The organism is Marinobacterium maritimum (assembly GCF_039523155.1).
In the GTDB taxonomy this organism is placed as follows: Bacteria; Pseudomonadota; Gammaproteobacteria; order Pseudomonadales; family Balneatricaceae; genus Marinobacterium; species Marinobacterium maritimum.
Map to the genome: position 1 here is coordinate 566,846 of NZ_BAAAET010000003.1, position 25,779 is coordinate 592,624.

The window sequence follows — 25,779 nt, forward strand, 5'->3', positions numbered from 1 at the left end:
GAGACTGTTCAAGTGAAGATGAATGGAACCGAACAGGCAAAAAAATCGCCACCCTCCGGGGAGTGGAGGGTGGCGCCAATCACCTTCGGCACTCGCTGATGAACTCCAGCGGCCATGCCTGTAGTGAGTCAGACCTGTCAATGAACGCCTGTTAAGATAAAGCGAATCATTATTATTTGCAATACTCTTTTTGCGGTTTGTTATCGTCTCTTCCGGCAAAGTGCGCTTTACCCCATCGCCATCTAGACTCTAGATATTTCAAAGCATCCTTACGCGCACCCTCGCGCCACCCACACCCTGATGAGGAGCCTCCCATGAAACACGATCAAGCGCTGGTTCAGCAGTTGAACAGGGTGCTGACACTGGAGCTGACCTCCATCAACCAGTTCTTCCTTCATGCCCGCATCTTCAAGAACTGGGGGCTGGAGAAGCTCAACCACAAGGCCTACAAGAAATCGATCCTCGACATGAAGCAGGCTGACCGGCTGATCGAGCGCATCCTGTTTCTCGAAGGCCTGCCCAATCTGCAGCACCTGGAGCGCCTGCGCATTGGTGAAGATACCGAGGAGATGCTGAAAGGCGATCTCAGCCTGGAAATGGAACAGATCAAGCTGATGCGCGATGTCATCGCCCAGTGCGAAGCCGGCAGCGACTTCGTCAGCCGCCAGTTGCTGGTCGAGATCCTCGGCGAGGAAGAGGAGCACGTGGACTGGATCGAGGCGCAGCAGCACCTGATCGGTGAGATCGGTATCCAGAACTATCTGCAATCGGCCATCGAAGAGGAGTAAGGCGATGAAAGGCAACCAGAAGATTATCGACGCCCTGAACAAGCTGCTGGCCGGCGAACTGGCCGCCATGGACCAGTACTTTATCCACTCCGAAATGTATGCCGACTGGGGCCTGCACAAGCTGTATGAGCGCATCGCCCACGAATTCGAAGATGAGAAGGGCCACGCCAAACTGATGATCGAGCGTATCCTGTTTCTTGAGGGCACGCCCGAGATGACCAAGCGAGATCCGATCACTGTAGGCAAGACGGTACCGGAGATGCTGCAGCACGACCTGGATGTCGAATACCGCGTCGCCCACAACCTTAAGCAGGTGATCGCCCTGTGCGAACAGGAGCAGGATTACCAGACCCGTGAAATGCTGCGCCAACAGCTGGCCGATACCGAGGAGGATCACGCCTACTGGCTGGAACAGCAACTCGGCCTGATCAACCGCATCGGCCTGCAGAACTACCTGCAGTCACAGATGTAAAGGCAGTTCGTCGCCCGGGGCCGGCGCCCGCCCTGCCGGCCTTGGGTCAGACGATATAGTCACAGATCAGTGCTTCGGGACTGTCACTCATGCGCAGGCTGATCAGGATACGTTCGCACTCTCCCGCTTCAGCCAGCGCACGATGCTGCGCGAATGCCTGTTCTGTATCCATCAGCGGGCAATACTCCAGCCTTTTCTCGACGGCCAGCCCGCGCAAGCGGACCTGCTCCTCATCGCTGGCTCCCACATCAAGATGCCAGGTATGCATTTCGTCAGCGACCTGCGCGACCTTCTCCCGGATGGCCTCAAGCTCGGCCGGCAGCTCGACCCAGCGAAAGGCGAAATGGTAGTCCAGCAGCGAAACCTGCAGCACCCTGCCCTGTTCAACCACGATGGCACCCAGCATCTCCAGCTGTTCCAGCACGTTTTCTCGGGTCAGGGGCTCTGCAACAAACCTGAACACCTGCGACTCCTCCCATGATCATTTCGGGAAGAGTATAACGATCTGGGCAAGCCGGGTTTACTGATCCCTGTTTAGCAATCGTGGATAAGTGCCGCCTGCATGAACTCGCCATAGCGACTGAAAGGCAACGACGCCAGCTCAGGGTCCTTGCCCTCGTCATCCCAGCGACGCAGCTTCAGCGCCGCCTCGAAATGCGGCTCCTGTCGGAAGCTGGCCACTTCGGCGTCAGTCATCATCCCCCCCTGATGCTTGAGCGAAAACACCGAGGCCTCTGACAGGCAGGCCAGGTAACCCTCTTCTACCGTACACAGGTAGCGCTTGGCCTGGGCATGCAGACGTACCGGCTCGGCCACTTCCGGACCGAACAGCGGCAGCAGGTATTCGGCGCCGACCTGGTCATGGCGGAAGTTGCCGTGCTCGGCACTGACCTGCTCCAGCAGGTGGCCGATATCGTGCAGCAGAGCAGCCGTAATCAGCGCCGGATTTTCGCCGGCACGGCGTGCCAGCTCGGCGCACTGCACGCCATGCTCGGTCTGGGTAATGCCTTCACCATAGGTGTTCTGGCCCATATCGGCGTAAAGCTGTTCAATGCTGGCCAGCACCGCCCGTTGATTGGCTGTCATTCTGTTTCTCCCTTGCATTACTGGTCTATACCAGAGTGTCAGTCTAGGCAGGGTTTCTTACAGGAGATTGACATCCCGATGGCAAAAACCTTTTGTGCAACCGCGAAAAGAACACCAATAATCAATCAGTTGCAGACGAAGTGTAGTGGTCACAAAACTATCATTGACCCGTCATGAGAAAGGCTCTAGCTTGTGTTCCTGTTCTCTCCCCATAAGGGCAGACGAGCACTGAAATCGCCCAAGCGGCCAAAATCCGTACAACAAAAACAAGAGAAAAACTGCCGGCACCGTGATCCGGGCTGTGCAGTAGAGGATTTCACCATGACAATGCACCTGGCTTCTCCAGTCCTGCTGCGCCTCGCGCGCAATCTATCCGTTTCATCCCCCACCTCATTTTTTTCCAAAGGATTCGCCGGCGTACTGACGCCTGAGCCTCAGACCGCGTACGTCTGATCCGCTGCTGAATCCGTTCCGACTCCAATTCGGTTTTCTGTCCGGTCAGGGCGTGACTCTGCCTGTGCCCGGCGTATTTGGAAAAAGGTGATCCTATGCGTGATGTCAGTCTCAACGATGTTTGGGAACGCGACTCCGGCCCGGTGTACATGACCGGCAGCCAGGCACTGGCGCGACTTCCCCTGCTGCAGGCCCAGCTCGATCAGCTTAACGGCCTCAACACCGCCGGCTTCATCTCCGGCTACCGCGGCTCGCCCCTGGGCAACTTCGACAAGACCCTGTGGCAAGCCAAGCAATATCTCAAGGAACGCAAGATTCATTTCCTGCCCGGGGTGAACGAAGATCTGGGCGCTACCGCCGTCTGGGGCTCCCAGCAGGTCAATATTTTTGAAGGCGCCGAATACGATGGCGTCTTCGCCCTCTGGTACGGCAAGGGCCCCGGCGTCGACCGCACCGGCGACGTGTTCAAGCACGCCAATGCCGCTGGCAGCTCCCAGTATGGCGGTGTGCTGGCCGTGGCCGGTGACGACCATGCCTGCAAGTCCTCCACCCTGCCGCACCAGAGCGACTACGGTTTCATGGATGCGTCCATGCCGGTGCTCAACCCCAGCGGTGTGCAGGAGATTCTCGATCTGGGCCTGTATGGCTGGGCCATGTCGCGCTACTGCGGCTGCTGGATCGGCTTCAAGGCGCTGGCCGAAGTGATGGACTCATCCATCACCGCCAACCTGGATCTGAGCCGCATCGATATCAAGTATCCCGCGCATTTCGAGCTGCCCTCTGATGGCCTCAATGCACGCTGGCCGGACAAGCCACTGCAGCAGGAAGAACGCCTGCACCGTTACAAGCTGGCCGCCGCCAAGGCGTTCTGTCGCGCCAACCGCCTCGACAAGATTGTGCTGAGCGCCAGTCAGCCACGTATCGGCATCGTCACCACCGGCAAATCCTATCTCGACGTGATTCAGGCCTTGTCCGACCTGGGACTGGGCGAAACCGAGCGAGAAGCGATCGGCCTCAGCGTGTACAAGGTCGCCATGCCCTGGCCGCTGGAACCGGAAGGGATCTTCGAATTCGCCTCAGGTCTGGAAGAGATCCTGGTGGTGGAAGAGAAGCGCGGCCTGATCGAGGAACAGATCAAGACCCAGCTCTACGGCTGGCAGGACCAGCAGCGCCCGACCATCATCGGCAAGTGTGATGAGCAGGGCCGCGAGCTGCTGCCGTCCGTCTCCGAACTGACCCCGGCCATGGTGGCCCGCGCCATCGCCAGCCGCCTGAAAGACCGTTACTGCACCGACAAGCTGCGCGAGCGTCTCGACTTCCTCACCGAGAAGGAGTCCAGTCTGGCGCAGCCGAAGGAACGTCTGGAGCGCACGCCGCACTTCTGCTCCGGCTGTCCGCACAACACTTCCACTCAGGTGCCGGAAGGCAGCCGTGCCCTCGGCGGCATCGGCTGTCACTACATGGCCACCTGGATGGAGCGCGGCACCGATACCTTCACCCAGATGGGCGGAGAAGGCGTGACCTGGCTCGGCCAGGCCCCCTTTACCAAACAGAAGCACGTATTCCAGAATCTGGGTGACGGCACCTATTTCCATTCCGGCCTGCTGGCGATCCGCGCCGCGATCGCGTCCGGCGCCAACATCACCTACAAGATTCTGTACAACGATGCCGTGGCGATGACCGGCGGCCAGCCGGTGGACGGCACCCTGAGCGTGCAGCAGATCAGCCATCAGCTTTACGGCGAGGGCGTTCGCCGCATCGCCGTGGTCAGCGACGATATCGACAAGTACCCGTCACGGGCCGACTTTGCCGATCGCACCACCTTCCACCATCGTGACGACCTGGATGCGGTACAGCGCGAGATGCGCGAGATCGAGGGCTGTTCGGTGCTGATCTACGACCAGACCTGCGCCGCCGAGAAACGCCGTCGTCGCAAGCGCGGCAGCATGGTGGACCCGGACCAGCGCGTGATGATCCACGCCGATGTCTGCGAGGGCTGCGGCGACTGCGGTATCCAGTCCAACTGCCTGTCGATCCTGCCCAAGGAGACCGAGCAGGGTCGCAAGCGCAGCATCGATCAGTCCGCCTGCAACAAGGACTTCAGCTGCGTGCGCGGTTTCTGCCCCAGCTTCGTCACCGTCAAGGGTGGCAAGCTGAAGAAGCCCGCCGGGGTCAGCCAGGACGTGCACTTTGCCGAGCTGCCGGAACCCGAATTTGTTGGCGAGCATGATCCCTACAGCATCCTGCTGACCGGCGTCGGCGGCACCGGCGTGGTCACCGTCAGTGCCCTGCTCGGCATGGCCGCCCATCTGGAAGGCAAGGGCGTGGCCATTCTCGACCAGGCCGGCCTGGCACAGAAATTCGGCGCCGTGGTCAGCCATATCCGTATCGGCAACCGTCAGGACGATATCCACGCCGTACGCATCCCGGCCGGTGAGGCCGACCTGATGCTGGCCTTCGACCTGATGGTCGCTGCCAGTGACGAGGCGCTGGCCAAGCTGGACAACCGCTTCTCGCGCAGCCTGGTCAACACCGAAGCCGCCATGCCGGCCGCCTTTACCCGTAACCCGGACCTGCAATACCCGGGCGAGGCGATGGAAGCCACCATCCGTGAAGCCTCCAAGGCTGATGGCAGCTGGTTCCTCGATGCCGGCGCCCTGGCCAAGGCGCTGATGGGTGACGGCATGGCAGTGAACCTGTTCACCGTCGGTTTTGCTTACCAGCAAGGCCTGCTGCCACTCAAAGCCGAGTCGATCGAACGTGCCATCGAGCTGAACAACGTGGCCGTGGACAAGAACAAGCTGGCGTTCCTCTGGGGCCGTCGCGCCGCTCATGACCTGGACGCGGTCAAGGCACTGGCCTTCCCGCAAGCCAAGCCCAAGGGCACTCCGCTGCAGATTCTGGAGTCGCTGGAGCAGGTCATCGAGCGCAACAAGCGTCACCTGACCGAGTACCAGAACGCCCGTCTGGCGCAGCGCTACGAAGCCCTGGTTAACAAGGTGAAACAGGCCGCAGACACCAGACTGGGTGGCGATGCCATTCTTGTGCGCGCCGTGGCCGAGAACTACGCCAAGGTACTGGCCTACAAGGACGAGTACGAAGTGGCCCGCCTGTTCAGTAATGGCAGCCTGCGCCGCCAGCTGGACGAGGAGTTCGAGGGCGATTACGAGCTGGAATTCAACCTGGCTCCGCCGCTGCTGAGCCGAGGCAAGGATGGCGCCCGCCCGCGCAAGATCAAGTTCGGTCCCTGGATGGAACAGGGTTTCAAACTCTTGGCCGGACTCAAATCCCTGCGCGGCACACCGCTGGACCCCTTCGGCTACACAGCCGACCGTCGCCTGGAGCGCAGTCTGATCCGCGAGTACGAGGCCGATATCCACTGGTTGCTGCAGCACCTGGAACGCGACCAGCTCGACGCCTCCCGCACTCTGGCCGCGCTGCCGAGCCGGATTCGCGGCTACGGTCCGGTCAAGGAGAAGGCCTATGAGGCCGCGCGGCAGGAACGCGAACAGCTGCGCAGCGCCATCCGCCCCGAGACGGCCGATTTGAGCAACGCAGCGGCTTAATACGATTTATTACCCAATTTAAGCACGGCGGCGCGCCCGAGAGGCGCCCCCGGCAACCGAATTAGAAGGCAAAGAACATGAACGTATTTTCACATCCCGAATTCGACAACCACGAACAGGTCTGCTTCTTCACCGATCCCAGGACCGGTCTCAAGGCGATCGTCGCCGTCCATAACAGCTCCCGTGGCCCTGCGCTGGGCGGCTGCCGCATGTATCCCTATGCCAGCGACGAGGAAGCCCTGCGCGATGTGCTGCGCCTGTCCAAGGGCATGACCTACAAGTCGGCACTGGCCAACCTGGATCTGGGTGGCGGCAAGTCGGTGATCATCGGCGACCCGCGTCAGCACAAGACCGAGGAGCTGATGGAAGCCATGGGCCGCTGTCTGGAGCAGCTGGGCGGTCGCTATATTGCCGCCGAAGACTCCGGCACCAGCGTCCCGGATCTGAAGGTGATGGGCCGCTGCACCACTCAGGTCGCCGGCGTCTCCGCCCATATCGGCTTCGACGGCAAGCCCAGCGATGGCGATCCTTCGCCGGCGACCGCCTACGGCACCTTCGTCGGTCTCAAGGCCGCGGTGCAGCACAAGCTGGGTCGCAACGATCTGACCGGTCTGAAAGTGGCCGTGCAGGGCATCGGCAACGTGGGCTACCGTCTCGCTCGTCATCTGCATGAAGCCGGCGCCCAGCTCTGGGTCTACGACATCCACCAGGACCAGATGGAGCGCGCCGTCGAGGAGTTCGGTGCAACCCCGGTCAGCGCCGACGAGATCCTCACTCTGCCGGTGGACGTGGTCGCGCCCTGCGCGCTGGGCGCCGTGCTGAACGACACCAGCATCCCCCAGCTGCAGGCCAGGGTTGTTGCCGGCGCCGCCAATAACCAGCTGGAACGCCCCGAGCATGATGCCCTGCTGATGCAGCACGGCATCCTCTACGCCCCCGACTTTGTCATCAACGCCGGCGGCATCATCGACGTCTTCCATGGTCGCACCGGCTACGAGCCCGAGAAGGTGCGCGCCCACGTCGAGACCATCGGCGACACCCTGAACGAAATCTTCACCCGTTCCGACCGTGATGGCCGCCCCACCGGCATCATCGCCAACGAACTGGCCGAGGAACGCTTTGATCACTTTCCGACGCAACAGGAGGCCAGTCTGGCGAAAGCCGGCTGACCGACTGGTGTAAAACCCTGACCACTTGAGCCGATACCGGCCTGTTTTTAAAGGCCCGGGTCGGCTCCTGTCCCCCGAAAACAAGAAAACTCAAGCAGGAGACAGCTATGTCCTACTCTTCTTCCGCCACCGCAACCGGCGCCCAGGAAGGCACCGTCACCAAACGCGGCTTCTGGTCCTCACGGCTGGCCTTCATTCTGGCCGCCACCGGATCCGCCGTCGGCCTGGGCAATATATGGAAGTTCCCCTACATCACCGGCGAAAACGGTGGCGGGGCCTTCGTGCTGGTCTACCTGATCTGTATCGCCGCCGTCGGCATACCGATCATGATGGCGGAAGTACTGATCGGCCGTCGTGGCGGCCACAGCCCGGTCAACAGCCTGCGGTTGATCACTCAGCGGGACAAGCTTCATCCGTTATGGAAATGGGTCGGCGTAATCGGCGTGCTGGCCGGCTTCCTGATTCTCTCCTTCTACTCGGTGATCGGCGGCTGGGCGCTGTCCTACGTTGGCACCTCGGCTTCAGGCCAGTTCAGCGGCCAGACAGCCGAAGCCGTGGGCAGCATCTTCTCCGGCCTGCTCAGCGACCCGATGACCCTGCTGACCTGGCACACCCTGTTCATGGCGCTGGTAATGGTCGTGGTCGCCCGTGGCGTCAGCTCCGGCCTGGAGCGCGCCACCAGCATCCTGATGCCGGGCCTGTTCGTGCTGCTGCTGATCATGGTGGGCTATGCCATGACCACCGGTCATTTCGGTGAAGCCGTCAGCTTCCTGTTCCAGCCGGACTTCTCCAAACTGACCACCTCCGGCGTACTGGTCGCACTGGGCCACGCCTTCTTCACCCTGAGCCTGGGCATGGCCGTGATGATGGCCTACGGCTCCTACCTGCCGAAGAACGTCTCCATCGCCAAGGCTTCGGTCACCGTTTCCGTGATGGATACCGGTGTCGCCCTGCTGGCCGGTCTGGCCATCTTCCCGGTCGTGTTTGCCAACGGCCTGGAGCCGGGTGCCGGTCCGGGCCTGATCTTCCAGACCCTGCCGCTGGCCTTCGGTCAGATGCCGATGGGCGGACTGTTCGGCACCCTGTTCTTCGTACTGCTGGTATTTGCTGCCTGGACCTCCGGCATCTCCCTGCTGGAACCGCTGGTGGAATGGCTGGAAGAGCAGAAAGGAATGAACCGCACCATCAGTACCCTGATCGCCGGTTTCACCTGCTGGGTACTGGGCATCGCCTCCATCCTGTCGCTGAACCTCTGGTCCGATGTCACCCCGCTGGGCATGTTCGCGATGTTCGAGGGCAAGACCATCTTCGACCTGCTCGACTACCTGACCGCCAACATCCTGCTGCCGCTGGGCGGCCTGCTGGTGGCTGTACTGGTCGGCTGGTTCATGTCGAAGCAGGCGCTGCAGAACGAGCTGTCGCTGTCTGAAGGCGGCTTCCGCCTGTGGCACAACACGCTGAAATTCATCACCCCCATCGCCGTGCTGGTGGTGTTCTTCTACAACCTGGCCTGATCAGGTCTACGCCGGCGACCACGGGTCGCCGGTGCCCCCATCCTGGCGTCGGGCTGGTACACTGAACGCAGCAACAACTGCGAGATCCAGAGCCATGACCAACCCCACGAACCGACGCCTGATCATCTTCACCGGAGCCGGCATCTCGGCCGAGTCCGGTGTTCCCACCTTCCGTACCGGCCCCGACGGCCTCTGGCACAACCACCGCATCGAGGATGTCTGTCATATCGACACCTTCGAACAGAACTACGAGCTGGTGCACCAGTTCTACAACGACCGCCGCACGTCCCTGCAGGGCGTGGAGCCCAACGAGGCGCACCAGGCCATCGCCGAACTGCAGCGCCAACATGGCGACCGGGTAACGCTGATGACCACCAACGTGGACGACCTGCACGAACGTGCCGGCAGCCCCGACGTGGTGCATATCCACGGCAACCTGCTGGAACTCGTTAATCTGGCCGAGGATCGCATTGAGCCGATTGGCTACGAGGAGTTCGACCACGCCGACCATCCACCTCACTTCAAGCCCAACGTGGTGTTCTTTGGTGAGGCCGCGCCGGTCTATCGCAATCTGTTCACGCTGATGAACTCGCTGACCCGGCATGATCTGGTACTGGTGGTGGGCAGCAGCGAATCGGTGCTGCAGTTCTGTCTTGAGGCCTATCACGGTAGCCAGGGCGAAGCGGTGATCCTGTACGTGGACCCGACCGACACCTGCCCCTACGACCGTATATTGGGTCCGGGTCTAAAGCCCTATACCCAGCATTTCCGCATGGGCGCAGTGGACGCCCTGAGCGAGGGTTCACCGGTACGGGAATGGATTGAGGAGTGGCTGCAGACCTGAACGGTCGCAGCCTGCTCGTGAGCGTCAGGGTGCCGGTTGGGGCTCCATCACCTGCACCGCTCCGGCCTGCTGGTCGCCCGGAGCGCCAAGCTCTGCGGCCAGGCTCTCCAGCCCGGCCTCGCGCAAGGCCGCAGCCAACTCGGAACCAGACTCGCTTTTCAGGGCCGCTTGATGCAGCTCCGCAAGTACGGCCGCCGCCTGCGGGTGCCCATGCAGCCGCTCGGTGGCACGGCACAGCAGACTGAAGTTGCGCAATCCCCGCTCATGAGTTCGACCATAACCCTTGATCAACGAAGGCAACTGCGCGACCTCCTCGGCCAGAGACGGATCCCGCCGGGTAACATTCACCAACAGCTGGAGCCAGTCTTCGATCCGCGCCTGTTCCAGTGCGTACCTCAGCGTACGATGACGCCAGCGTTTCATGCGTGCGACGAGATAGAGCGGCAGAAACCCTCTCAGGCTCTGGGTCGAGACGACCTTCGGACCGGCAAAGAGTTTTTCCATCAGAACCGAGGCCCAGCGGGTTTTCAGCACCCAGCGCCCCAGTCCGGCCGGCAGGGTTTCGGCCACTTCCTCAATGCGAGGGTGCAGGTACTCGCGGAAGTAGGATACCTGCTGCTGGTCGATACCCACCTCCGTGTACAGGCCCTGGAAACGGCGTGACCGGGTCTTGATCTCGGCCACCCGGATGGTGTCCTCATAGGCCATCCAGACCGCCAGGCGGGCGGCTGCCTGCTGGCTCAGTGGATAGCTGGCTGTAGCGCCCTGATCCTGTTCAAGGAGCAGAATCTGCTGCATGCGATCCAGATACAGGCGGGCATAACTCAGCCCCGTATGGTCCAGCAGACGGCGCACGCCTTCACTGAGTGTCGTCACCAGTTCGGCGGGGAAATCGGCTTCGATCCGCGCCAGCAGTTGGTGAATTCCTGCATCCTGCCCCTTGTAGGTCCACTGCTGCACTTTGGGCTCGGCACGGGGGGCATCGGTGCAACCATCCCCCAGCAACGCCTGATCATGCCCGGCAGCAAAGGCCTTGAGGCTCGCATCAACACCGACACCGCCCTGACGGATCGCCTGTTCGAAGCTGTCACGCGCAAAGGGCAGCGCGCCACTGCCGCAGAGGGCACCGAAGAGCACTGCGCTGACCACACTGCCGGTGGCCGTAGCCAGTGCTGCCATGTCAAAGCTGATATAGCGCTGCGCCATCTCATCCGCCGCACGATGGATCACGTCCGGGTCCGCCAGGGCATTGCCCAAGGCTTCCTTCTCCGCCACCGCATAGGCACGGTGGGAGGAGGCAATCAATGTGGTCCGGTCAGGCGTCACAAAGCCGCGCTGGATTGCCCGTCCCGCTTCCATCAGTTCGGCCGCGATCACCAGATCCACATCACCGCTGGCCGGTGACAGCGACAGCACCGGCTTCTCGGATTGACCCAGGATCGGCTGGAACAGTTCAAGATAGTAGATGGTAGCCCCGGTACGCTGGGCCACACCCGGCACCGAGGTGGACTGGGCAACCCAGCCAGACGCTTCGGCCATGCCGACAATCCAGTCCGCCAGCACGCCACCGCCCTGCCCCCCCATGGCCGTTATGGCGATGTTGATCCGTTGTTTGTTGTTCGTGCTCATCGGGATACTCCTTCCAGCAGATCCAGTTCCTGACGCTTCACGGCACGCTGCTGCAGCCAGCCGATGATCGCCTGCGACAGACGGCGGCGCTGACGCTCCAGCCAGCCGGCATTACGTACCACCTCGACCCGGACAAAGGACGGGCAAAGGATGTCCGCATGCACGTTCTCGCCGCAGAGGCCACAGCCGACACAACTGTTGTCGATATGGGTGACCGGGTCACTGCGCCAGGGATCCGGGTTGGGTTTCACGGTCAGCGACGGACAGCCCGACAGGCGAATACAGGCGCGGTCACCGGTGCAGGTATCACCGTCGATGGCAAAGCGGCTTTCCACCACACGCTGACCGTCCTGAATCTCCTTGCGCCGCTCGCGCTTCTCCCGTCGCTGGCGATTGAGCATGCACTCCGACTGCGCCACGATCACCTTGGGGCCTACGCCCTTGGTGGTGACCGCCTCTTTCAGCGCCTGCTTCATCGCTTTAACGTCGTAGGTCCGGGTCAGGGTTCTGACCCAGTTCACCCCCACACCTTCCACCGCGCGGGCAATCGAATGCTGCGTAGAACGCTCGGGGTTGTCGGCCTTGGAAGAGAGAATGTCCTGTCCGCCGGTGGCCGCGGTATAGGCGTTGTCGATGATCAGGTTGACGCCGTCACTCTTGTTGAACACCGAGTTGCCGATGCCGCTGGTCAGGCCGTTATGCCAGAAGCCGCCATCCCCCATGATGGAAATTGCCGGTTTGGTGGACGGCACATTGAACGCCGAGGACGAGGCGCCACCCAGGCCGTAACCCATGGTCGTCGCGCCAAGATTGAACGGCGGCAGGATCGAGAACAGGTGGCAGCCGATGTCACAGCTGATATGGAAATCGCCCTGCTCGCGCTGCAGCTGCTTGAGCGCCGAGAACACCGGTCGTTCCGGACAGCCGGTACAGAACCCGGCCGGCCGAGCCGGTACGGCGGCATCCAGCGCCTCGACCGACAGCGGTTTTGACGGCACCAGTTTCAGCGCCACCTCGTCCTGCAGCAGGTCCTGTGTGTGCTGCTGCAGGAACTGGCGCAGACCGCCCTTGATCACGTCGCAGGTGTATTCACCGTAACGCGGCAGCAATGCCTTGCCCTGCAGCTGGGTCTTGCAGCCGGCACGGGCAAAGATGCTGTTGATCTCGTGTTCGATGAATTCCGGCCCGCCTTCCTCGATCAGCAACAGCGCAGACTTGTCCCGTGCGAAGTCGAGCAGTTCATCGTCCACCAACGGGAAGGCTACGTTGAGGACATAGAGCGGGATCTCGGAGTTGCCATAGGCATCCGCCAGCCCCAGATGTTCCAGTGCCCGGATGGTGGTGTTGTAGCAGCCGCCCTGCACCACCAGACCGATATCCTGTCGCGGTCCGTCGAATACCTCGTTAAGGCGGTTGTCCTTGATGAACTGGATCGCCGCCGGCAGCCGCTGCTCCAGCTTTTCCTTCTCGTGTATGAAGGTGGAGGGCGGCAGCACGATCCGGCTCAGATCCCGCTTCGGATTTTCCAGCGCTTCGGCCAGTGTGAAGGACGGCTTCACGTTGTCTCGAGCCGTGAAGTGGCCATGGACGTGACAGGCACGGATGCGCATCTGCAGCATCACCGGCGTATTACTGGCTTCGGACAGCTCGAAGCTTTTCTCCACCGCATCGACGATGCTGGGCAGGTTGGGCCGGGGATCGAGCAGCCAGATATGGGACTTCATGGCAAACGCGTGGGTGCGCTCCTGCATGATAGAGGAGCCTTCGCCGTAATCTTCACCGATGACGATCACCGTGCCGCCGGTCACACCTCCGGACGCCAGGTTGGCCAGGGCATCAGAGGCCACGTTGGTGCCGACCGTCGACTTCCAGGTCACGGCCCCGCGCAGCGGGTAATGCACCGATGCCGACAGCATCGCTGCAGCCGTAGCCTCGCTGGCACTGGTCTCGAAATGCACGCCCATCTCGTCCAGGATCTCGTCCTTGGCATCGGCCAGCACGTCCATCAGGTGCGAGATGGGTGAGCCCTGATAGCCGCCCACGTAAGCGACACCGGATTGCAGCAGGGCCTTGGTCACCGCCAGAATGCCCTCGCCTTCGAAGGTTTCACCGGCCCCTGCGTGCAGTTTCTTGACCTCTTTCTTGAATGAACGCTCAGCCATTGGGGTTGTCTCCTGGCATGGGCACCGCATTCTGCGTATGCCATTGTTTCAATTGCGTAATATCGGGGCAGCGGATCATCTGCAGGGCATTTTCAAGCTCCTCTTTCAGCATCCGCATGCTGTGGTCGGCGCCCGCCTCCCCCAGGGCCGCCATGGCGTACATGAAGGTACGCCCCAGCAGGGCAAAATCGGCACCCGCCGCCAGTGCCCGGGCCACGTCGAGACCTGACCTTAGACCGCTGTCCACCAGCAGCGGGAAACCCGGACCTACCGCCTGACGGATCGCCGGCAGCGCCTCCAGAGTGGCGGGACAGGCATCCAGCTGACGTCCTCCGTGGTTGGACACCACGATGCCGTCCACGCCGATTTCCTGGCAGCGTCGGGCATCGTCGGGATGCAGTACACCCTTGACGACCAGCGTGCCCGGCCAGCGTCGGCGAAAGCCCTCCAGCCGTTGCCAGGGCACGTCACCCTCCACCTTGGCCGGCAAAAAGTCGTTGGACGAGCGCTTGTAGGGGTGCAGATTGCTGAAGCTGGGCAGGCCATGCCGGAACTGTCGCAGTGCCCAACCGGGATGGCGCAACAGATCCGTACACAGGCCCAGGCTGGGCCTTGGCGGGAGGGACAGGCCGTTACGCATGTCCCGCTCACGTCGGCCCCCAACCGGCACATCCACGGTCACTACCAGCACCGAATAGCCAGCCTTGCGGGCACGTTCGATGATGTCCGACTCGATGCGTGCATCGCTGAACGGGTACAGCTGGAACCAGGCCTGTTCACCCGCCAGCCGTGCCACCTCTTCCAGACTGCTGGTCGAGAAGGTGCTGGCCACGATGGGACAGCCATGCTGCTGTGCCGAACGCGCCAGATGGCTGACCGCCTGCGGACAGATCAGCCCGTCCATACCGATGGGGGCCACGCCGAAAGGCACCTTGAATGACTGCCCGAATAGCTGGGTATTCAGGTCAATGGCGGCACAGTCATTGAAATACCGCGGGGTCAGGTCCACTCGGTCAAACACCCCGGTATTCCTCAGCAGAGCGGACTGACGTCCACTCCCCCCTTCGAGATAATCGTAGACAAAACCGGGCAGGCGACGGCGCGCCCGGTCTTGCAGATAAGCCGACGACGGATATCGGCTCATCAGTCTGTTGTCTGACATGTGTACACCCGACAGATCAAAGCTTAAAACATTCGGAAATTGGGCAGCCGGCCAGCCGACAGGGCTGGCTGGCCGAAGCTCAGCTACCGAAATGCGCTTTCAATGCGGATACCTGGTCAGGGCTGATCTGTTCCAGCGCCTGCCAGCCGGCCTGCTGCGACAGCTGCTGGAAGCGCGCGCCCTGCTCGGCGTCCAGCTCAATGGCCTGGATGCCGGCTTCGGCCTGTTTCTGCTTCTCAATGTCGGCATTCTGGGCGGCCTTGGCGTTCAGCGATTCGACCCAGGCAACCTGCTTGTTGAGGAACTCACGCTGGGTGTCATCCAGCTTGGCCCAGCTCTTCTGGTTCATGAACAGACTGATTTCCACGTTGTAGAAACCGGGCTCGACCCGGTAGGCGGTCTTTTCCTGCCAGCCGAGGTCAAAGATGCCGGTCGCCGGCCAGCCATAGCCATCCACCACGCCGCGCTCCAGCGCCGTGAACACCTCGCCCGGCGCTACCTGCAGCGGCGTGGCATCCAGCGCCTGGAAGAAGGGGCGGTAGACCGGCACGCTGCGCAGCTTGAGGCCGGAGAAGTCGGCCGAGTCGACCGGCTTGTTGGTGTACACGTGGTACTGGATGCCATCGGACAGGCGCGCCAGCCAGACCATATTGGCCTTGTCCCGGTGCAGCTTGTCCATCAGCTCGTAGCCGCCATTGCTGCGCAGCTCCGCCATGGACTTGTTGGTCAGCGTCATGGCCAGGGTTTCCGGCACCATGTTGGCGTGGAATACCCCGGTGGTGTTGGCGATATCCACGATGCCGCTGCGCACCGCGTTGCCGATTTCAAACGGCGGAATGGCCTCGGGACCACCCACCACGTTGATCTGGAGAACCCCCTTGCCTTCGGCGTTCACCTTGTCGACGAACTGCGCGAATCGCTGGTTGAAATAGGTGTCCTGACCGAAAGCCGATACCGCTTTCAGGGTCACTTCCGCGGCCTCGGCCATCATCGGACAGAGCACCAGCAGGCTACTGCAAAGCAACGTCTTAGACTTATTATTCATGCGCTTCACCATTTCTTGTTGGGTTTTGGATTGGCAGCGAACTGCCGATTTCGTGTTGCGAATTGTTGCGTTCGATCTTCTACTTCATCAGGCTCGGCAACCCCGTTGCCAGCCAGGGCAGCAGCAGGATACTGACCAGCACCAGCGCCTCGATCAGCAGGAAAGGCACCGCCGCCGCATAAATCTGTGGCAAGCGGACAGACTTGGGCGCTACGCCCTGCATCACCATCAGCAGCAGGCCAAAGGGTGGTGTCAGCAGGCCAAGCTCCATACCGATCAGCATCATCACGCCCAGCCAGACCGGATCGACCCCGGCCGCCGCGGCCAGCGGCATGAAGAACGGCAGGGTGATCATCATCATGCTGACCTGGTCAATGACACAGCCCATCACCAGAATGATCGCCAGCATGCCCACCACCAGCCAGAAGGCCGACAGCTCGTAATTGCTGATCAGTGACAGCAGACCACCGGTGGCGCCGGAGAAACTCAGCTGCTGGGAGAAACCGGTCGACGCCACCAGTACGAACAGGATGATCACTGACACCTTCGCGGTTTCCAGCAACGAGGTCATCAGGTTCTTCAGCGTCAGCGTGCGGTAGGCCAGGGTCGCGATCAGCGAGGCCAGCACACCGATGGCGGCGGACTCGGTCGGCGAGGCCCAGCCGGCCAGCATGCAGCCAACCACGGCCACGAAGATGCCCAGCAGAGGCACTACGTCACGCAGGAAGGGCCACCAGCGCTGCCAGAGACTCGGTTTGCCCACATCCAGCTGTGCAGTTTCCTCTTCCGCCTCTTCCTTGCGAGAACGCAGGATGACATAGGCCAGGAACCCGACGGCCATCATCAGGCCCGGGATGATGCCACCGACCAGCAGACCACTAATCGATACGCCGGCCAGGCTGCCCAGCATCACTGCCAGCGCCGACGGCGGAATCAGCATCGCGATGCCACCCACGGCCATGATCGGCCCCATCGCCAGGGTCGGGTGATAGCCGCGCTTGAGCATTTCCGGCAGCATGGCACTGCCCATCATCGCCGTATTGGCGATGGTCGACCCGGACAGCGCCGCAAAGGTGGTGCCGCCCAGAATCGAGACCACCGACAGGCGTCCCGGAATACCGGTAATCAACCGCTCGATGCTGGAGATGGCCCTGAAGGCCAGGCCGGTATGGAACAGCAACTCCCCCATCATCACGAACAGCGGGATCGGCGTCAGCGAGAAGCTGCTGATGGAACTGACCGAGTTGCGCACCAGCTGCGCCAGTCCGGCTTCGCCGCCCATGAACAACCAGGCGCCGAGCAGGTTGACGCCGAGAAAGGCAAAGGCCACCGGCATCCCGACCAGCATCAGCGTGAACAGGGTGCCCAGCATGATCAACAGTGCTTGATACCACTCCATCACTCGACCTCCTCTTCAACGCTGCGCAGCGGCAGCAGACGACGTGCGAACTCCAGTGTCATCAGGCCGAAGCCGAAGATCATCGGCAGGTTCAGCCACCACTCCGGGAAGACCAGCACCTTGAACACCAGGCTGCCCTGTTGTGCCTTGTCCAGCGCCACGTCGACCGCAAACCAGGTCAGCAGCACGCAGATCAGCAGGCCCAGCGCACTGATCAGCCGGTCGGCCCAGCTGCGCCATTCAGGCGACAGGGCCCGCAGCAGGATGTCGATACGGATATGCCCTTCCTGATACAGCAGCCAGGGGGCCGCCACCAGCGTCGCAGTCATCAGCAGGTATTCACACACCTCGACGGTCCAGGGCATCGATAGAGAGGTCAGGTTGCGCAGGAAAATATCGGTGCAGACCAGCCCGCCCATCAGCGCGAACATCAGGGCCGCCAGCACACCACAGCCGGTCAGCAACCGGTGGTAGTACCCCTTGGCCGGCAGGGCCCGGGGCTGTTCCAGGACAGTGTCCATTGTGAGTCTCTCTTATTATTGTCTGGATTGGGTTACGGCTTGCCACTCAGGCGGTGGCGGCGACATCCTTGCCGGTGTATTGCAACAGCTGCCGCCGGATCTCATCCGGGATGGTCAGCTTTTCTACCCGCTCGCCCACCGTGGTGAAACAGAGCACCACGCTTGCCTCAAACACCGGCCTGCCAGTGTGCGAAGCCTGGATGGAAATGTCGATGGAGCTGTTCCCGATACGGTTGCACGCCAGTTCCAGCCTGAGCTGATCGGCCTGGCGGCAGGGGGAAGAGAAGTGGATATTGAGGTTGACGGTTGGCACACCGGCACCGAAGCGGGCTTTCATCTCGTGGAAGGGGAAGCCCATGGTATCGAACCAGTCCTCCACGGTGTCGTTGACGATCTCCAGAAAGCGGGGGTAGAACACGATCCCGGCCGGATCGCAGTGTCTGAAGCGGATGAGTTCTTCTCGTATATACCGCATGTTGGGCTCCATCAGGCTAAAGAATTTTTCTTTTTATTGTTTTGCTCAGCTGTACCAGCTGGAGGTGAAGCTGTTCGAGATCGCCTTCACCGATCTCCTCAAGCAGGGACGAGATCCACTCCTTGTGCCGCTGGGCCATGCGCCCGAACACCTCGGCACCGGCATCAGTCAGGCTGATGATCTTGACGCGACGGTCTTCGGGCAGCGCCTGGCGCTCGACCAGGCCATCCCGCTCCAGACGATCAACCACCCCGGTGATATTGCCGTTCGAGACTTTCATCCATTTGGACAGGGCCGACATCTTCTCGCTGCCACCGGCATGATGCAGTGCTGCCATCAGGTCGAACTGCGGCAGGGTCACGTTGAACTCACGCACGAACAACGTACGCAGCTCCTGCTCGATCAATGCTGTGTTTGAGAGCATTCGAAACCAGGTTTTGAGTGCCAGTTCGCTATCCATTAACTCGTCCATCTCTTCGCAAGATCAGTTTCAATAGTTCAAACACTAATATTTCATACCTAAAATATCAAGAAATAAAATATTCATACTGCAAACATCCTTCAGCGACGCGTCCAGATTCCATCGGGCAAGCGCTGTGCCGGACGAACCTCATGGTTGTACAGATACAGCCAGGCCCTGCCGCAGGGCGTATCCACTTCGATGCGATCATAAAGCCCCTGCGCAGGGGCAATGGCACAGTAGTCTTCCAGTTCGTCCAACGCGGCAAAGGTCGGCGCATCGACCGCATAGACCTCCACCTGAATGACACCCGGCTCCTGTTTGACCGCCGGCCAGGGCCCCAGATCGTAGAGCGCAAAGCCTTGCAGCTGCGCCCCGCCAAGATACTCGGCGCTGGCCAGATAGTGATGGTTGCTCTGCCCCCGTTTCAGGGTGCCATAGACCGCGACCTGCGCTTTCATATCCACCCCGTCAGCCAAACCGGTAGCCCGACAGTGTCGTCTCCAGTACCCGGTCGGAGAATACATGACGGCCCCGGTCCTCACCGGCGGCACCGGCCACCACCATCAACGGGATCAGGTGCTCCTCGGCACGGGGCGGATGACAGAGCCGCGCCATCGGGGCCTGTGCCCAGTCATTCAAGCCTTGCCAGCACGTGGCGGGATCGGATTCTACCGTCTGCTTGAGCCAGGCATCGAACTGGTCGGAGATGGGACCGAAGCGGGAGTCCCGGTAGCCCTGCATGTTGTGGAAGCTCATGCCGCTGCCGACGATCAGCACGCCCTGCTCGCGTAGCAACGCCAGCGCACGACCCGCCTGCAGGTGCGCTTCTGGGGCCATATCGTAGCGCAGCGACAGCTGCACCACCGGGATCTCGGCTTCGGGGAACATCAGCTTGAGCGGGATAAACATGCCGTGATCGAAGCCGCGTTCGTCATCGCCCGCGGCCGCCAGTCCGGCATTGCGCAGCAGCTCCACCACCTGCTGCGCCAGCACCGGCTCGCCGGGAGCCGGATAGGTCAACTGGTAGGTGTGGGCCGGAAAGCCGTAATAGTCATAGATCAGCTCGGGGTTGGAGCCCGAGGTGACACGAAACTCGTCTTCCAGCCAGTGCGCCGACACCATCAGGATCGCCTTCGGCGGCTCCGGCAAGGTGTCGCGGATGCCGCGCAGATAGGCGGCCATCTTGTCCCAGGCATCGGCGGGACTCCAGTCCATGAAAAAACAGGGGCCGGCGCCATGGGGTACAAAAACGGTGGGTTGTTTAGCGGACATAAGGCGTACTCCCGTCATTCGAAGAAGCCGCTAACCCTTGTGCTGAGCACTCAGCTCAGATGGATGGGGCGGCCTGATGCACTTAATAGTTATACATCAGCCGGTCACCATCAATCTGGCCGCCATTATGGAATTGATCGAAAAAATGGATCATTAGCCTCGTGCAGGCCAGAACCAACACAGGACGAAGCCAGGCTCCGCCCTGAAAGCAGGCCGCACTTAAGCCGCAGCTGCCTTGTCGGCACGAAGCACTTTTGCTGATTCCACCATATTCTTCAGCGCCGGAATCACCTCGCTCCACTGGCGGGTTTTCAGGCCACAATCCGGGTTCACCCAGAGGCGCTCGGCCGGGATACGCTGCGCCGCCAGGCGCATCAGTTTCACCATCTGTTCCACCGACGGGATGTTCGGGCTGTGGATATCGTAGACGCCCGGGCCGATCTCGTTGGGATAGTGGAACTCGTCGAACACATCCAGCAGCTCCATATCGGAACGGGAGGTTTCGATAGTGATCACGTCCGCATCCATGTGCGCGATCGCCTCGATGATGTCATTGAACTCCGAGTAGCACATGTGAGTGTGAATCTGGGTGCTGTCCGCCACGCCGTTGGCGGTGATGCGGAAGGACTCCACCGCCCAGTTCAGGTATTCGGCCCACTGGCGGCGACGCAGCGGCAAGCCTTCACGCAGCGCCGCCTCATCGATCTGGATGATGTCGATGCCGGCGGCTTCCAGGTCCTGCACCTCTTCGCGAATCGCCAGCGCCAGCTGGTAACAGCTGACCGAGCGCGGCTGGTCGTCACGCACGAAGGACCAGTTGAGGATGGTGACCGGACCGGTCAGCATGCCCTTCATCTTCTTCTCGGTCAGCGACTGGGCGTACTGGCTCCAGGCAACGGTCATCGCTTTCGGACGGCTGATATCACCAAACAGAATCGGCGGCTTGACGCAGCGGGAGCCATAGGACTGCACCCAGCCGAACTGGCTGAAAGCATAACCATCGAGCTGTTCGCCGAAATACTCCACCATGTCGTTGCGCTCGGCTTCGCCGTGCACCAGTACATCCAGTCCCAGCGCTTCCTGCTGCTGCACGGCGAACTCGATCTCCTGCTTCATGCGGGTCTCGTATTCAACCGCATCCAGTTCGCCTTTCCTGTATGCCAGGCGGGCCTTGCGGATCTCCTGCGTCTGCGGGAAGGAGCCGATGGTGGTCGTCGGGTACAGCGGCAGGTTCAACTTGTCACGCTGCAGCGCGGCGCGCTGCGGATAGGCGCTCTGGCGCTCGCCCAGCGACGCATCGATAGCGGCAACAGCCTTCTGCACCCGAGGATTGTGCACACGCGGCGAGGTACGACGGCTGTTCAGCGCCGCCAGATTCTCGGCCAGCTCGGCCGCCACCGATTCACGGCCATGATTCAGCGCGCTGTGGATAACCCGCAGCTCCGCCAGTTTCTGCTCGGCAAAGGCCAGCCAGGAGCGGATCTCGGCATCCAGCTTCTGCTCGCTGTCCAGATCCACCGGCACATGCAGCAGCGAGCAGGAGGGAGCTATCCACAGGCGCTCGCCCAGTTGCTGCGCTACCGGCTCCAGCCAGTCCAGCAAGACACTCAGATCGGTTTTCCAGATGTTGCGACCATTCACTACACCCAGCGACAGCACCTTGTCCGTGCCCAACTTTTCAATGGTCGTCTCTACTTCCTCACGGGCGTTGATCGCATCCAGGTGCAGGCCCGCTACCGGCAAGCTGCAGGCCAGTTCCAGGTTCTCGCCCAGCTGACCGAAATAGGTGGTCAGCAGCAGTTTCACGCCGCTGCCTGCCAGTGCCGCATAGGCGGTGCGGAAGGCATCCTGCCACTGCGGCGCCAGTTCGGTAACCAGTGCCGGCTCATCGATCTGCACCCATTCGATGCCCTTTTCCGCAAGCCGCTTGAGCAGCTCAGCATAGACCGGCAGCAACTGCGCCAGCAGGCTCAGCGAATCGGTTGCGTCCTTGGCCTTGCCCAGCAGCAGGTACGTGACCGGGCCGACCAGCACCGGCTTGGCATTATGGCCCTGCGCCTGCGCCTCTTCGATCTGCGCCAGCAAGCGGTCCGGGTTCAGGCTGAAGCGGGTGTCGGCGCTGAACTCCGGCACGATGTAGTGGTAGTTGGTGTCGAACCACTTGGTCATCTCACCGGCATGGACGCAGTTGCAGCCACTGTCGTTGGCGGAACGGCCACGGGCCACGCGGAAGTACTGGTCCAGCTCGCTGCCATCCAGCCCCTGCACACGGGCCGGCAGGTTACCCAGGGTGAAGCTCAGGTCCAGCACCTGGTCGTAGAGCGAAAAGTCCCCCACGGGCACAAGGTCCAGACCGGCCTGACGCTGCCAGTTCTGCTCACGCAGGCTGGCAGCGGTGGCCAGCAGTTCAGCTTCACTTTTCTCGCCTTTCCAGAAGGCTTCCTGGGCAAATTTCAGTTCACGACGGGCCCCGATACGAGGGAAGCCCAGGTTGTGTAAACGGATATGACTCTTGTTTCTCTGCTGAAGGCTGTTGTTGCTTGGCTGAAGGCTCATCTCAATCTCCCTATTCAAGTTGGAGAGGATGCTAGCCCTTATGAATGATGAAAAATAATGGCATTATCTCATCAACCTATTAATTAAAATCATGGATTGATAATGCTCGAACGTCACCACCTGATGATTCTGCGCGCCGTGGACCTGCAGGGTTCGTTGACCGCCGCTGCCGACACGCTATGCCTGACCCAATCCGCCCTGAGCCACTCGGTGCGCAAGCTGGAACAGCAGCTGGGCACACCCGTCTGGCAGAAGGACGGCCGCCGCCTGCGCCTGACCCAGGCCGGTGAGTACCTGCTGCAGCTGGCCGAACGGCTGCTGCCGCAGTTCGAGCATGCCGAATCGCTGATGCAGCAGTTTGCTGCCGGGTTGCGCGGCACCCTGCGCATTGGCATGGAGTGCCACCCCTGCTACCAGTGGCTGCTCAAGGTGGTAAACCCTTACCTCAAGCAGTGGCCGGACGTGGATGTGGACGTGCGGCAGAAATTCCAGTTCGGCGGTATGGGCGCGCTCTACGGCCACGAGATCGACCTGCTGGTGACGCCGGACCCGCTCTACCGCAGCGGCCTGATCTTCGAGCCGGTGTTCGATTACGAGCAGGTGCTGGTGGTCGGTCCCGAACATGCGCTGTTCGGGCAGCAGCAGGTGGAACCTGAGCAGCTGGTACAGGAGACGTTGATCACCTACCCGGTAGAGCCGGATCGACTGGATATCTTCAACCGCTTCCTGACGCCGGCCGGCTGCAGCCCGCGCCGCCACAAGCAGATCGAGACCACCGATATCATGCTGCAGATGGTCGCCGCCGGTCGCGGTGTGGCCGCCCTGCCCCGCTGGCTGGTAGCAGAGTATCAGCCGCGTCTGCCGCTGCATCCGCTGCGTCTGGGCAATGCCGGGGTGGCTAAACAGATCTTCCTTGGCCTGCGTAAGGAAGATGTGGATACTGATTATCTGGGCGCTTTTGTAGAGCTGGCCCGCAGCCATAACCATCCAAACGCAGCCGAGCCCGATACCCATGACCCGGACTGAACCGCACATCGACCTGGTCGATTTCATCCATCGCCACCCGCGCCTGCTGGTACTGACCGGTGCCGGCATCAGCACCGACTCGGGTATCCCTGACTACCGTGACCGAAACGGTGAATGGAAGCGCAAGCAGCCGGTGCAACACCCGGATTTCATGCGCTGCGAACATACCCGCAAGCGCTACTGGGGCCGCAGCCTGGTCGGCTGGCCGGTGATGCGTGATGCCCGCCCCAACCACGCCCACGAGGCGCTGGCACGGCTGGAACAGCTGGGTCATATCGACCTGCTGGTGACCCAGAACGTGGACGGCCTGCACCAGCGCGCCGGCAGTGAGCGGGTAATCGACCTGCATGGCCGTTCCGACCGGGTCATCTGCATGAGCTGCGACTACCGTTGCAGCCGTGACGACGTGCACCATCGCAGCGCCGAGCAGAACCCGGATTTCACCCGTTTCACTGCCGAGACCGCACCGGATGGCGATGCCGATCTGGAAGTGGATTTCAGCGGCTTCCGCATTCCCGAATGCCCCCAATGTGGCGGCATCCTCAAGCCGGATGTGGTCTTCTTCGGCGATAACGTGCCGAAACAGCGCGTTATAGATGCGCTGGATACACTGCAGCAGGCCGATGCCCTGCTGGTAATCGGCTCCTCCCTGATGGTTTACTCGGGCTTCCGCTTCTGCCGCCGCGCCCATGAATGGAACAAGCCGATCGCGGCGCTGACACTGGGCAAGACTCGGGCCGATGAACTGCTCAGCCTCAAGCTGAACGCGCCCATCACGCCGGTACTGCAGGCTGCCGTCAGCGGGCTTGCAACTCTGCCTCGCTAGTACTCGACAGATAACCGGTTTTTAACCATATTCAGGCAAGGCTCCACTGCTGCTATCAGCCCCTCGGCCAACGGAAGCACCTGAATGAACTCTGTGGACAGCACTCTCGAACTCCCCGCCAGCATCATGGGCCACCGCGGCATCCCCAGCCTTGCGCCGGAAAACACCCTCGGCGGCTTCCGCAAGGCCTCCGAGATCGGCACCACCTGGGTCGAACTTGATGTCACCCTGCTGGCGGACAACACCCCCGTGGTCTGCCACGACCCTGCTCTGCTGCTTGAATGTGGTCAGAAGGTGATGCTGGCCCACTCAACGCTGGATCAACTGGCCCATATCAACATGGCCGACGATCATCCCGACTGGCCCCACGAACCCCTGCCCCAGCTGTATGACGTTTTGCAGTTGCTGAAGGAACTGGGCATGGGTGTGAACCTGGAACTCAAGGATTACGGCGCTGAGCCCGATATCATCGCGACACAGGTCGAGGCGGCACTGAAAACCAGCGGTTTCCCGCAGGGTCGCCTGCTGCTCTCCAGCTTCAGTGAAGCGATTCTGCAGGCCTGTCAGAAGCTGATGCCCGGCATTCGCCGCGGCCTGCTGTTTGATGATTTGTCATTGGACTGGCAGGACAAGGCACGCCAGCTGGAACTGTTCAGCCTGCACGTGGACTGGCGGTACCTGAACCAGGCACGCACCCTGGCGATCAAGGAAGCCGGGCTGAAGCTCTACTGCTGGACCGCCAACTCGCCGGCCGATATCGCCTCGCTCTGGCACTGGGGCCTGGACGGCGTGATGACCGACCACCCGCAGCTGTTCATGGAGTCACAGGCCGGGAGCTAACCGACAGCGGAGGCGTCGGCCACCAGCTGCAGCTGCTCGGGGCTGAAGCGGGCCTGCACCACCTCGAACAGCTCCCGCTCCTCAAAGCGGATATGCGCCTTGAGCAGCTCGCCGAAATGTTTCAGCTCGTCAAAACCGCGCGGCTGCTCCGGGCTGAAACAGCCCCGCAACTGGGCATGTTCCCGTTCCAGTTGAGCGACCAGAGTGTCTTCGCCCAAGGCCCGCAGCGGCTCGATCAGCGTCTGCTCTTCAACCTGAAAATGAGGCTCCAGCTCAGCGTTGAAGGCCGCTTCCAGATCGGCCCAGGCCGCCTCTGCAGACAGACCCGAATCAGCTGCCTGATGCGCTTTCTTCGCCAGCACCAGGCCGCGATGATGGTCACTCGACAGCACTCGCAACTCTTCTATACGCTTCATCGACCTCTCCCGTTTATCCATATCCGCACAGCTTAACACTGCCCGGAGAGCAGCCAACAGCCTGCGCGGCGCCACCCGGCCCCACGGGCTGATCC

The 25,779-nt window shown here is 61.5% G+C and carries 23 protein-coding genes; 9 read left to right on the forward strand and 14 right to left on the reverse strand.

What is annotated here, in order from left to right:
• Positions 1-314: 314 nt before the first annotated feature.
• A complete protein-coding gene (bfr, locus tag ABD013_RS13655; RefSeq protein ID WP_343806868.1) occupies positions 315-788 on the forward strand; it encodes a bacterioferritin in 474 nt (157 codons plus the stop codon).
• Positions 789-792: 4 nt separating this feature from the next.
• Positions 793-1,260 carry a bacterioferritin gene (bfr, locus tag ABD013_RS13660; protein ID WP_343806871.1) on the forward strand — a complete coding sequence of 156 codons (468 nt, stop codon included), beginning with the start codon at positions 793-795 and terminating at the stop codon, positions 1,258-1,260.
• 46 nt (positions 1,261-1,306) lie between these two features.
• On the opposite strand, the gene ABD013_RS13665 is transcribed toward bfr (ABD013_RS13660), so the two are convergent.
• Positions 1,307-1,723: a hypothetical protein gene (locus tag ABD013_RS13665; RefSeq protein ID WP_343806874.1), complete on the reverse strand. Its 417-nt coding sequence runs from the start codon at positions 1,721-1,723 to the stop codon at positions 1,307-1,309.
• Between the two features lie 71 nt (positions 1,724-1,794).
• Positions 1,795-2,346 carry an HD domain-containing protein gene (locus ABD013_RS13670; protein ID WP_343806877.1) on the reverse strand — a complete coding sequence of 184 codons (552 nt, stop codon included), beginning with the start codon at positions 2,344-2,346 and terminating at the stop codon, positions 1,795-1,797.
• Positions 2,347-2,894: 548 nt separating this feature from the next.
• Between ABD013_RS13670 and ABD013_RS13675 the strand changes: the two genes are divergently transcribed.
• The 4 genes from ABD013_RS13675 to ABD013_RS13690 all read left to right on the forward strand — a co-directional run bounded on the left by ABD013_RS13675 (position 2,895) and on the right by ABD013_RS13690 (position 9,892).
• A complete protein-coding gene (locus ABD013_RS13675) occupies positions 2,895-6,365 on the forward strand; it encodes an indolepyruvate ferredoxin oxidoreductase family protein (protein ID WP_343806879.1) in 3,471 nt (1,156 codons plus the stop codon).
• Between the two features lie 77 nt (positions 6,366-6,442).
• Positions 6,443-7,534 (forward strand): Glu/Leu/Phe/Val family dehydrogenase, encoded by a 1,092-nt coding sequence (locus ABD013_RS13680; RefSeq protein ID WP_343806882.1) that lies wholly within the window; start codon positions 6,443-6,445, stop codon positions 7,532-7,534.
• A gap of 107 nt (positions 7,535-7,641) precedes the next feature.
• Entirely contained in the window at positions 7,642-9,048 is a 1,407-nt protein-coding gene (locus ABD013_RS13685) for a sodium-dependent transporter (RefSeq protein WP_343806885.1), read from the forward strand.
• A gap of 94 nt (positions 9,049-9,142) precedes the next feature.
• Entirely contained in the window at positions 9,143-9,892 is a 750-nt protein-coding gene (locus tag ABD013_RS13690) for an SIR2 family NAD-dependent protein deacylase (RefSeq protein ID WP_343806888.1), read from the forward strand.
• A 24-nt stretch (positions 9,893-9,916) separates the two neighbouring features.
• Here the strand turns inward: ABD013_RS13690 and ABD013_RS13695 are convergent, their stop codons facing one another.
• From ABD013_RS13695 to metE, 11 genes are all read right to left on the reverse strand, one after another.
• The gene (locus tag ABD013_RS13695; protein ID WP_343806891.1) at positions 9,917-11,521 is read right to left on the reverse strand and encodes an indolepyruvate oxidoreductase subunit beta family protein; all 1,605 of its coding nucleotides are present in this window, start codon (positions 11,519-11,521) and stop codon (positions 9,917-9,919) included.
• Positions 11,518-13,683 carry a thiamine pyrophosphate-dependent enzyme gene (locus tag ABD013_RS13700; protein WP_343806894.1) on the reverse strand — a complete coding sequence of 722 codons (2,166 nt, stop codon included), beginning with the start codon at positions 13,681-13,683 and terminating at the stop codon, positions 11,518-11,520. Before ABD013_RS13700 ends, ABD013_RS13695 begins: the two co-directional genes overlap by 4 nt.
• Positions 13,676-14,845, reverse strand: coding sequence for an alpha-hydroxy acid oxidase (locus ABD013_RS13705; protein WP_343806897.1), 1,170 nt, complete (start codon positions 14,843-14,845; stop codon positions 13,676-13,678). Before ABD013_RS13705 ends, ABD013_RS13700 begins: the two co-directional genes overlap by 8 nt.
• 79 nt (positions 14,846-14,924) lie before the next feature.
• Positions 14,925-15,890 carry a TRAP transporter substrate-binding protein DctP gene (dctP, locus tag ABD013_RS13710; RefSeq protein ID WP_343806900.1) on the reverse strand — a complete coding sequence of 322 codons (966 nt, stop codon included), beginning with the start codon at positions 15,888-15,890 and terminating at the stop codon, positions 14,925-14,927.
• 79 nt (positions 15,891-15,969) lie between these two features.
• Positions 15,970-17,289: a TRAP transporter large permease gene (locus tag ABD013_RS13715; protein WP_343806903.1), complete on the reverse strand. Its 1,320-nt coding sequence runs from the start codon at positions 17,287-17,289 to the stop codon at positions 15,970-15,972.
• Complete coding sequence (locus ABD013_RS13720) at positions 17,289-17,810, reverse strand: TRAP transporter small permease (protein WP_343806906.1); 522 nt, start codon at positions 17,808-17,810, stop codon at positions 17,289-17,291. The genes ABD013_RS13715 and ABD013_RS13720 overlap by 1 nt, the downstream gene beginning before the upstream one ends.
• 46 nt (positions 17,811-17,856) lie before the next feature.
• Entirely contained in the window at positions 17,857-18,285 is a 429-nt protein-coding gene (locus ABD013_RS13725) for an acyl-CoA thioesterase (protein WP_343806909.1), read from the reverse strand.
• 16 nt (positions 18,286-18,301) lie between these two features.
• Complete coding sequence (locus ABD013_RS13730) at positions 18,302-18,745, reverse strand: MarR family winged helix-turn-helix transcriptional regulator (protein ID WP_343806912.1); 444 nt, start codon at positions 18,743-18,745, stop codon at positions 18,302-18,304.
• A 101-nt stretch (positions 18,746-18,846) separates the two neighbouring features.
• Positions 18,847-19,206 carry a gamma-glutamylcyclotransferase family protein gene (locus tag ABD013_RS13735; RefSeq protein WP_343806915.1) on the reverse strand — a complete coding sequence of 120 codons (360 nt, stop codon included), beginning with the start codon at positions 19,204-19,206 and terminating at the stop codon, positions 18,847-18,849.
• Between the two features lie 10 nt (positions 19,207-19,216).
• The gene (locus ABD013_RS13740) at positions 19,217-20,020 is read right to left on the reverse strand and encodes a DODA-type extradiol aromatic ring-opening family dioxygenase (protein WP_343806918.1); all 804 of its coding nucleotides are present in this window, start codon (positions 20,018-20,020) and stop codon (positions 19,217-19,219) included.
• A 219-nt stretch (positions 20,021-20,239) separates the two neighbouring features.
• A complete protein-coding gene (metE, locus tag ABD013_RS13745; protein WP_343806921.1) occupies positions 20,240-22,576 on the reverse strand; it encodes a 5-methyltetrahydropteroyltriglutamate--homocysteine S-methyltransferase in 2,337 nt (778 codons plus the stop codon).
• 102 nt (positions 22,577-22,678) lie between these two features.
• Here metE and ABD013_RS13750 point away from each other — a divergent pair, with 102 nt between their 5' ends.
• The 3 genes from ABD013_RS13750 (at position 22,679) to ABD013_RS13760 (ending at position 25,268) form a co-directional block, all read left to right on the forward strand.
• A complete protein-coding gene (locus ABD013_RS13750; RefSeq protein ID WP_343806924.1) occupies positions 22,679-23,602 on the forward strand; it encodes a LysR family transcriptional regulator in 924 nt (307 codons plus the stop codon).
• The gene (locus tag ABD013_RS13755; RefSeq protein ID WP_343806926.1) at positions 23,589-24,428 is read left to right on the forward strand and encodes an NAD-dependent protein deacetylase; all 840 of its coding nucleotides are present in this window, start codon (positions 23,589-23,591) and stop codon (positions 24,426-24,428) included. Before ABD013_RS13750 ends, ABD013_RS13755 begins: the two co-directional genes overlap by 14 nt.
• 84 nt (positions 24,429-24,512) lie before the next feature.
• On the forward strand, positions 24,513-25,268 hold the full coding sequence (locus tag ABD013_RS13760; RefSeq protein ID WP_343806929.1) for a glycerophosphodiester phosphodiesterase family protein: 756 nt from the start codon (positions 24,513-24,515) through the stop codon (positions 25,266-25,268).
• Here ABD013_RS13760 and ABD013_RS13765 read toward each other — a convergent pair.
• Positions 25,265-25,684 carry a hemerythrin domain-containing protein gene (locus ABD013_RS13765; RefSeq protein ID WP_343806932.1) on the reverse strand — a complete coding sequence of 140 codons (420 nt, stop codon included), beginning with the start codon at positions 25,682-25,684 and terminating at the stop codon, positions 25,265-25,267. The two genes, ABD013_RS13760 and ABD013_RS13765, sit on opposite strands and share 4 nt — an antisense overlap.
• Positions 25,685-25,779: the final 95 nt, after the last annotated feature.

Excerpts from the sequence above, each read along its gene's own strand:
- ABD013_RS13700 (WP_343806894.1), bottom strand. The coding sequence starts at position 13,683 with ATGGCTGAGCGTTCATTCAAGAAAGAGGTCAAGAAACTGCACGCAGGG.
- ABD013_RS13765 (WP_343806932.1), bottom strand. The coding sequence starts at position 25,684 with ATGAAGCGTATAGAAGAGTTGCGAGTGCTGTCGAGTGACCATCATCGC.
- ABD013_RS13685 (WP_343806885.1), top strand. The coding sequence starts at position 7,642 with ATGTCCTACTCTTCTTCCGCCACCGCAACCGGCGCCCAGGAAGGCACC.
- ABD013_RS13735 (WP_343806915.1), bottom strand. The coding sequence starts at position 19,206 with ATGAAAGCGCAGGTCGCGGTCTATGGCACCCTGAAACGGGGGCAGAGC.
- ABD013_RS13695 (WP_343806891.1), bottom strand. The coding sequence starts at position 11,521 with ATGAGCACGAACAACAAACAACGGATCAACATCGCCATAACGGCCATG.
- bfr (WP_343806868.1), top strand. The coding sequence starts at position 315 with ATGAAACACGATCAAGCGCTGGTTCAGCAGTTGAACAGGGTGCTGACA.
- metE (WP_343806921.1), bottom strand. The coding sequence starts at position 22,576 with ATGAGCCTTCAGCCAAGCAACAACAGCCTTCAGCAGAGAAACAAGAGT.
- bfr (WP_343806871.1), top strand. The coding sequence starts at position 793 with ATGAAAGGCAACCAGAAGATTATCGACGCCCTGAACAAGCTGCTGGCC.
- ABD013_RS13720 (WP_343806906.1), bottom strand. The coding sequence starts at position 17,810 with ATGGACACTGTCCTGGAACAGCCCCGGGCCCTGCCGGCCAAGGGGTAC.
- ABD013_RS13725 (WP_343806909.1), bottom strand. The coding sequence starts at position 18,285 with ATGCGGTATATACGAGAAGAACTCATCCGCTTCAGACACTGCGATCCG.
- ABD013_RS13730 (WP_343806912.1), bottom strand. The coding sequence starts at position 18,745 with ATGGATAGCGAACTGGCACTCAAAACCTGGTTTCGAATGCTCTCAAAC.
- ABD013_RS13760 (WP_343806929.1), top strand. The coding sequence starts at position 24,513 with ATGAACTCTGTGGACAGCACTCTCGAACTCCCCGCCAGCATCATGGGC.
- ABD013_RS13715 (WP_343806903.1), bottom strand. The coding sequence starts at position 17,289 with ATGGAGTGGTATCAAGCACTGTTGATCATGCTGGGCACCCTGTTCACG.
- ABD013_RS13740 (WP_343806918.1), bottom strand. The coding sequence starts at position 20,020 with ATGTCCGCTAAACAACCCACCGTTTTTGTACCCCATGGCGCCGGCCCC.
- ABD013_RS13750 (WP_343806924.1), top strand. The coding sequence starts at position 22,679 with ATGCTCGAACGTCACCACCTGATGATTCTGCGCGCCGTGGACCTGCAG.
- ABD013_RS13680 (WP_343806882.1), top strand. The coding sequence starts at position 6,443 with ATGAACGTATTTTCACATCCCGAATTCGACAACCACGAACAGGTCTGC.
- ABD013_RS13755 (WP_343806926.1), top strand. The coding sequence starts at position 23,589 with ATGACCCGGACTGAACCGCACATCGACCTGGTCGATTTCATCCATCGC.
- ABD013_RS13670 (WP_343806877.1), bottom strand. The coding sequence starts at position 2,346 with ATGACAGCCAATCAACGGGCGGTGCTGGCCAGCATTGAACAGCTTTAC.
- ABD013_RS13690 (WP_343806888.1), top strand. The coding sequence starts at position 9,143 with ATGACCAACCCCACGAACCGACGCCTGATCATCTTCACCGGAGCCGGC.
- ABD013_RS13705 (WP_343806897.1), bottom strand. The coding sequence starts at position 14,845 with ATGTCAGACAACAGACTGATGAGCCGATATCCGTCGTCGGCTTATCTG.
- dctP (WP_343806900.1), bottom strand. The coding sequence starts at position 15,890 with ATGAATAATAAGTCTAAGACGTTGCTTTGCAGTAGCCTGCTGGTGCTC.
- ABD013_RS13675 (WP_343806879.1), top strand. The coding sequence starts at position 2,895 with ATGCGTGATGTCAGTCTCAACGATGTTTGGGAACGCGACTCCGGCCCG.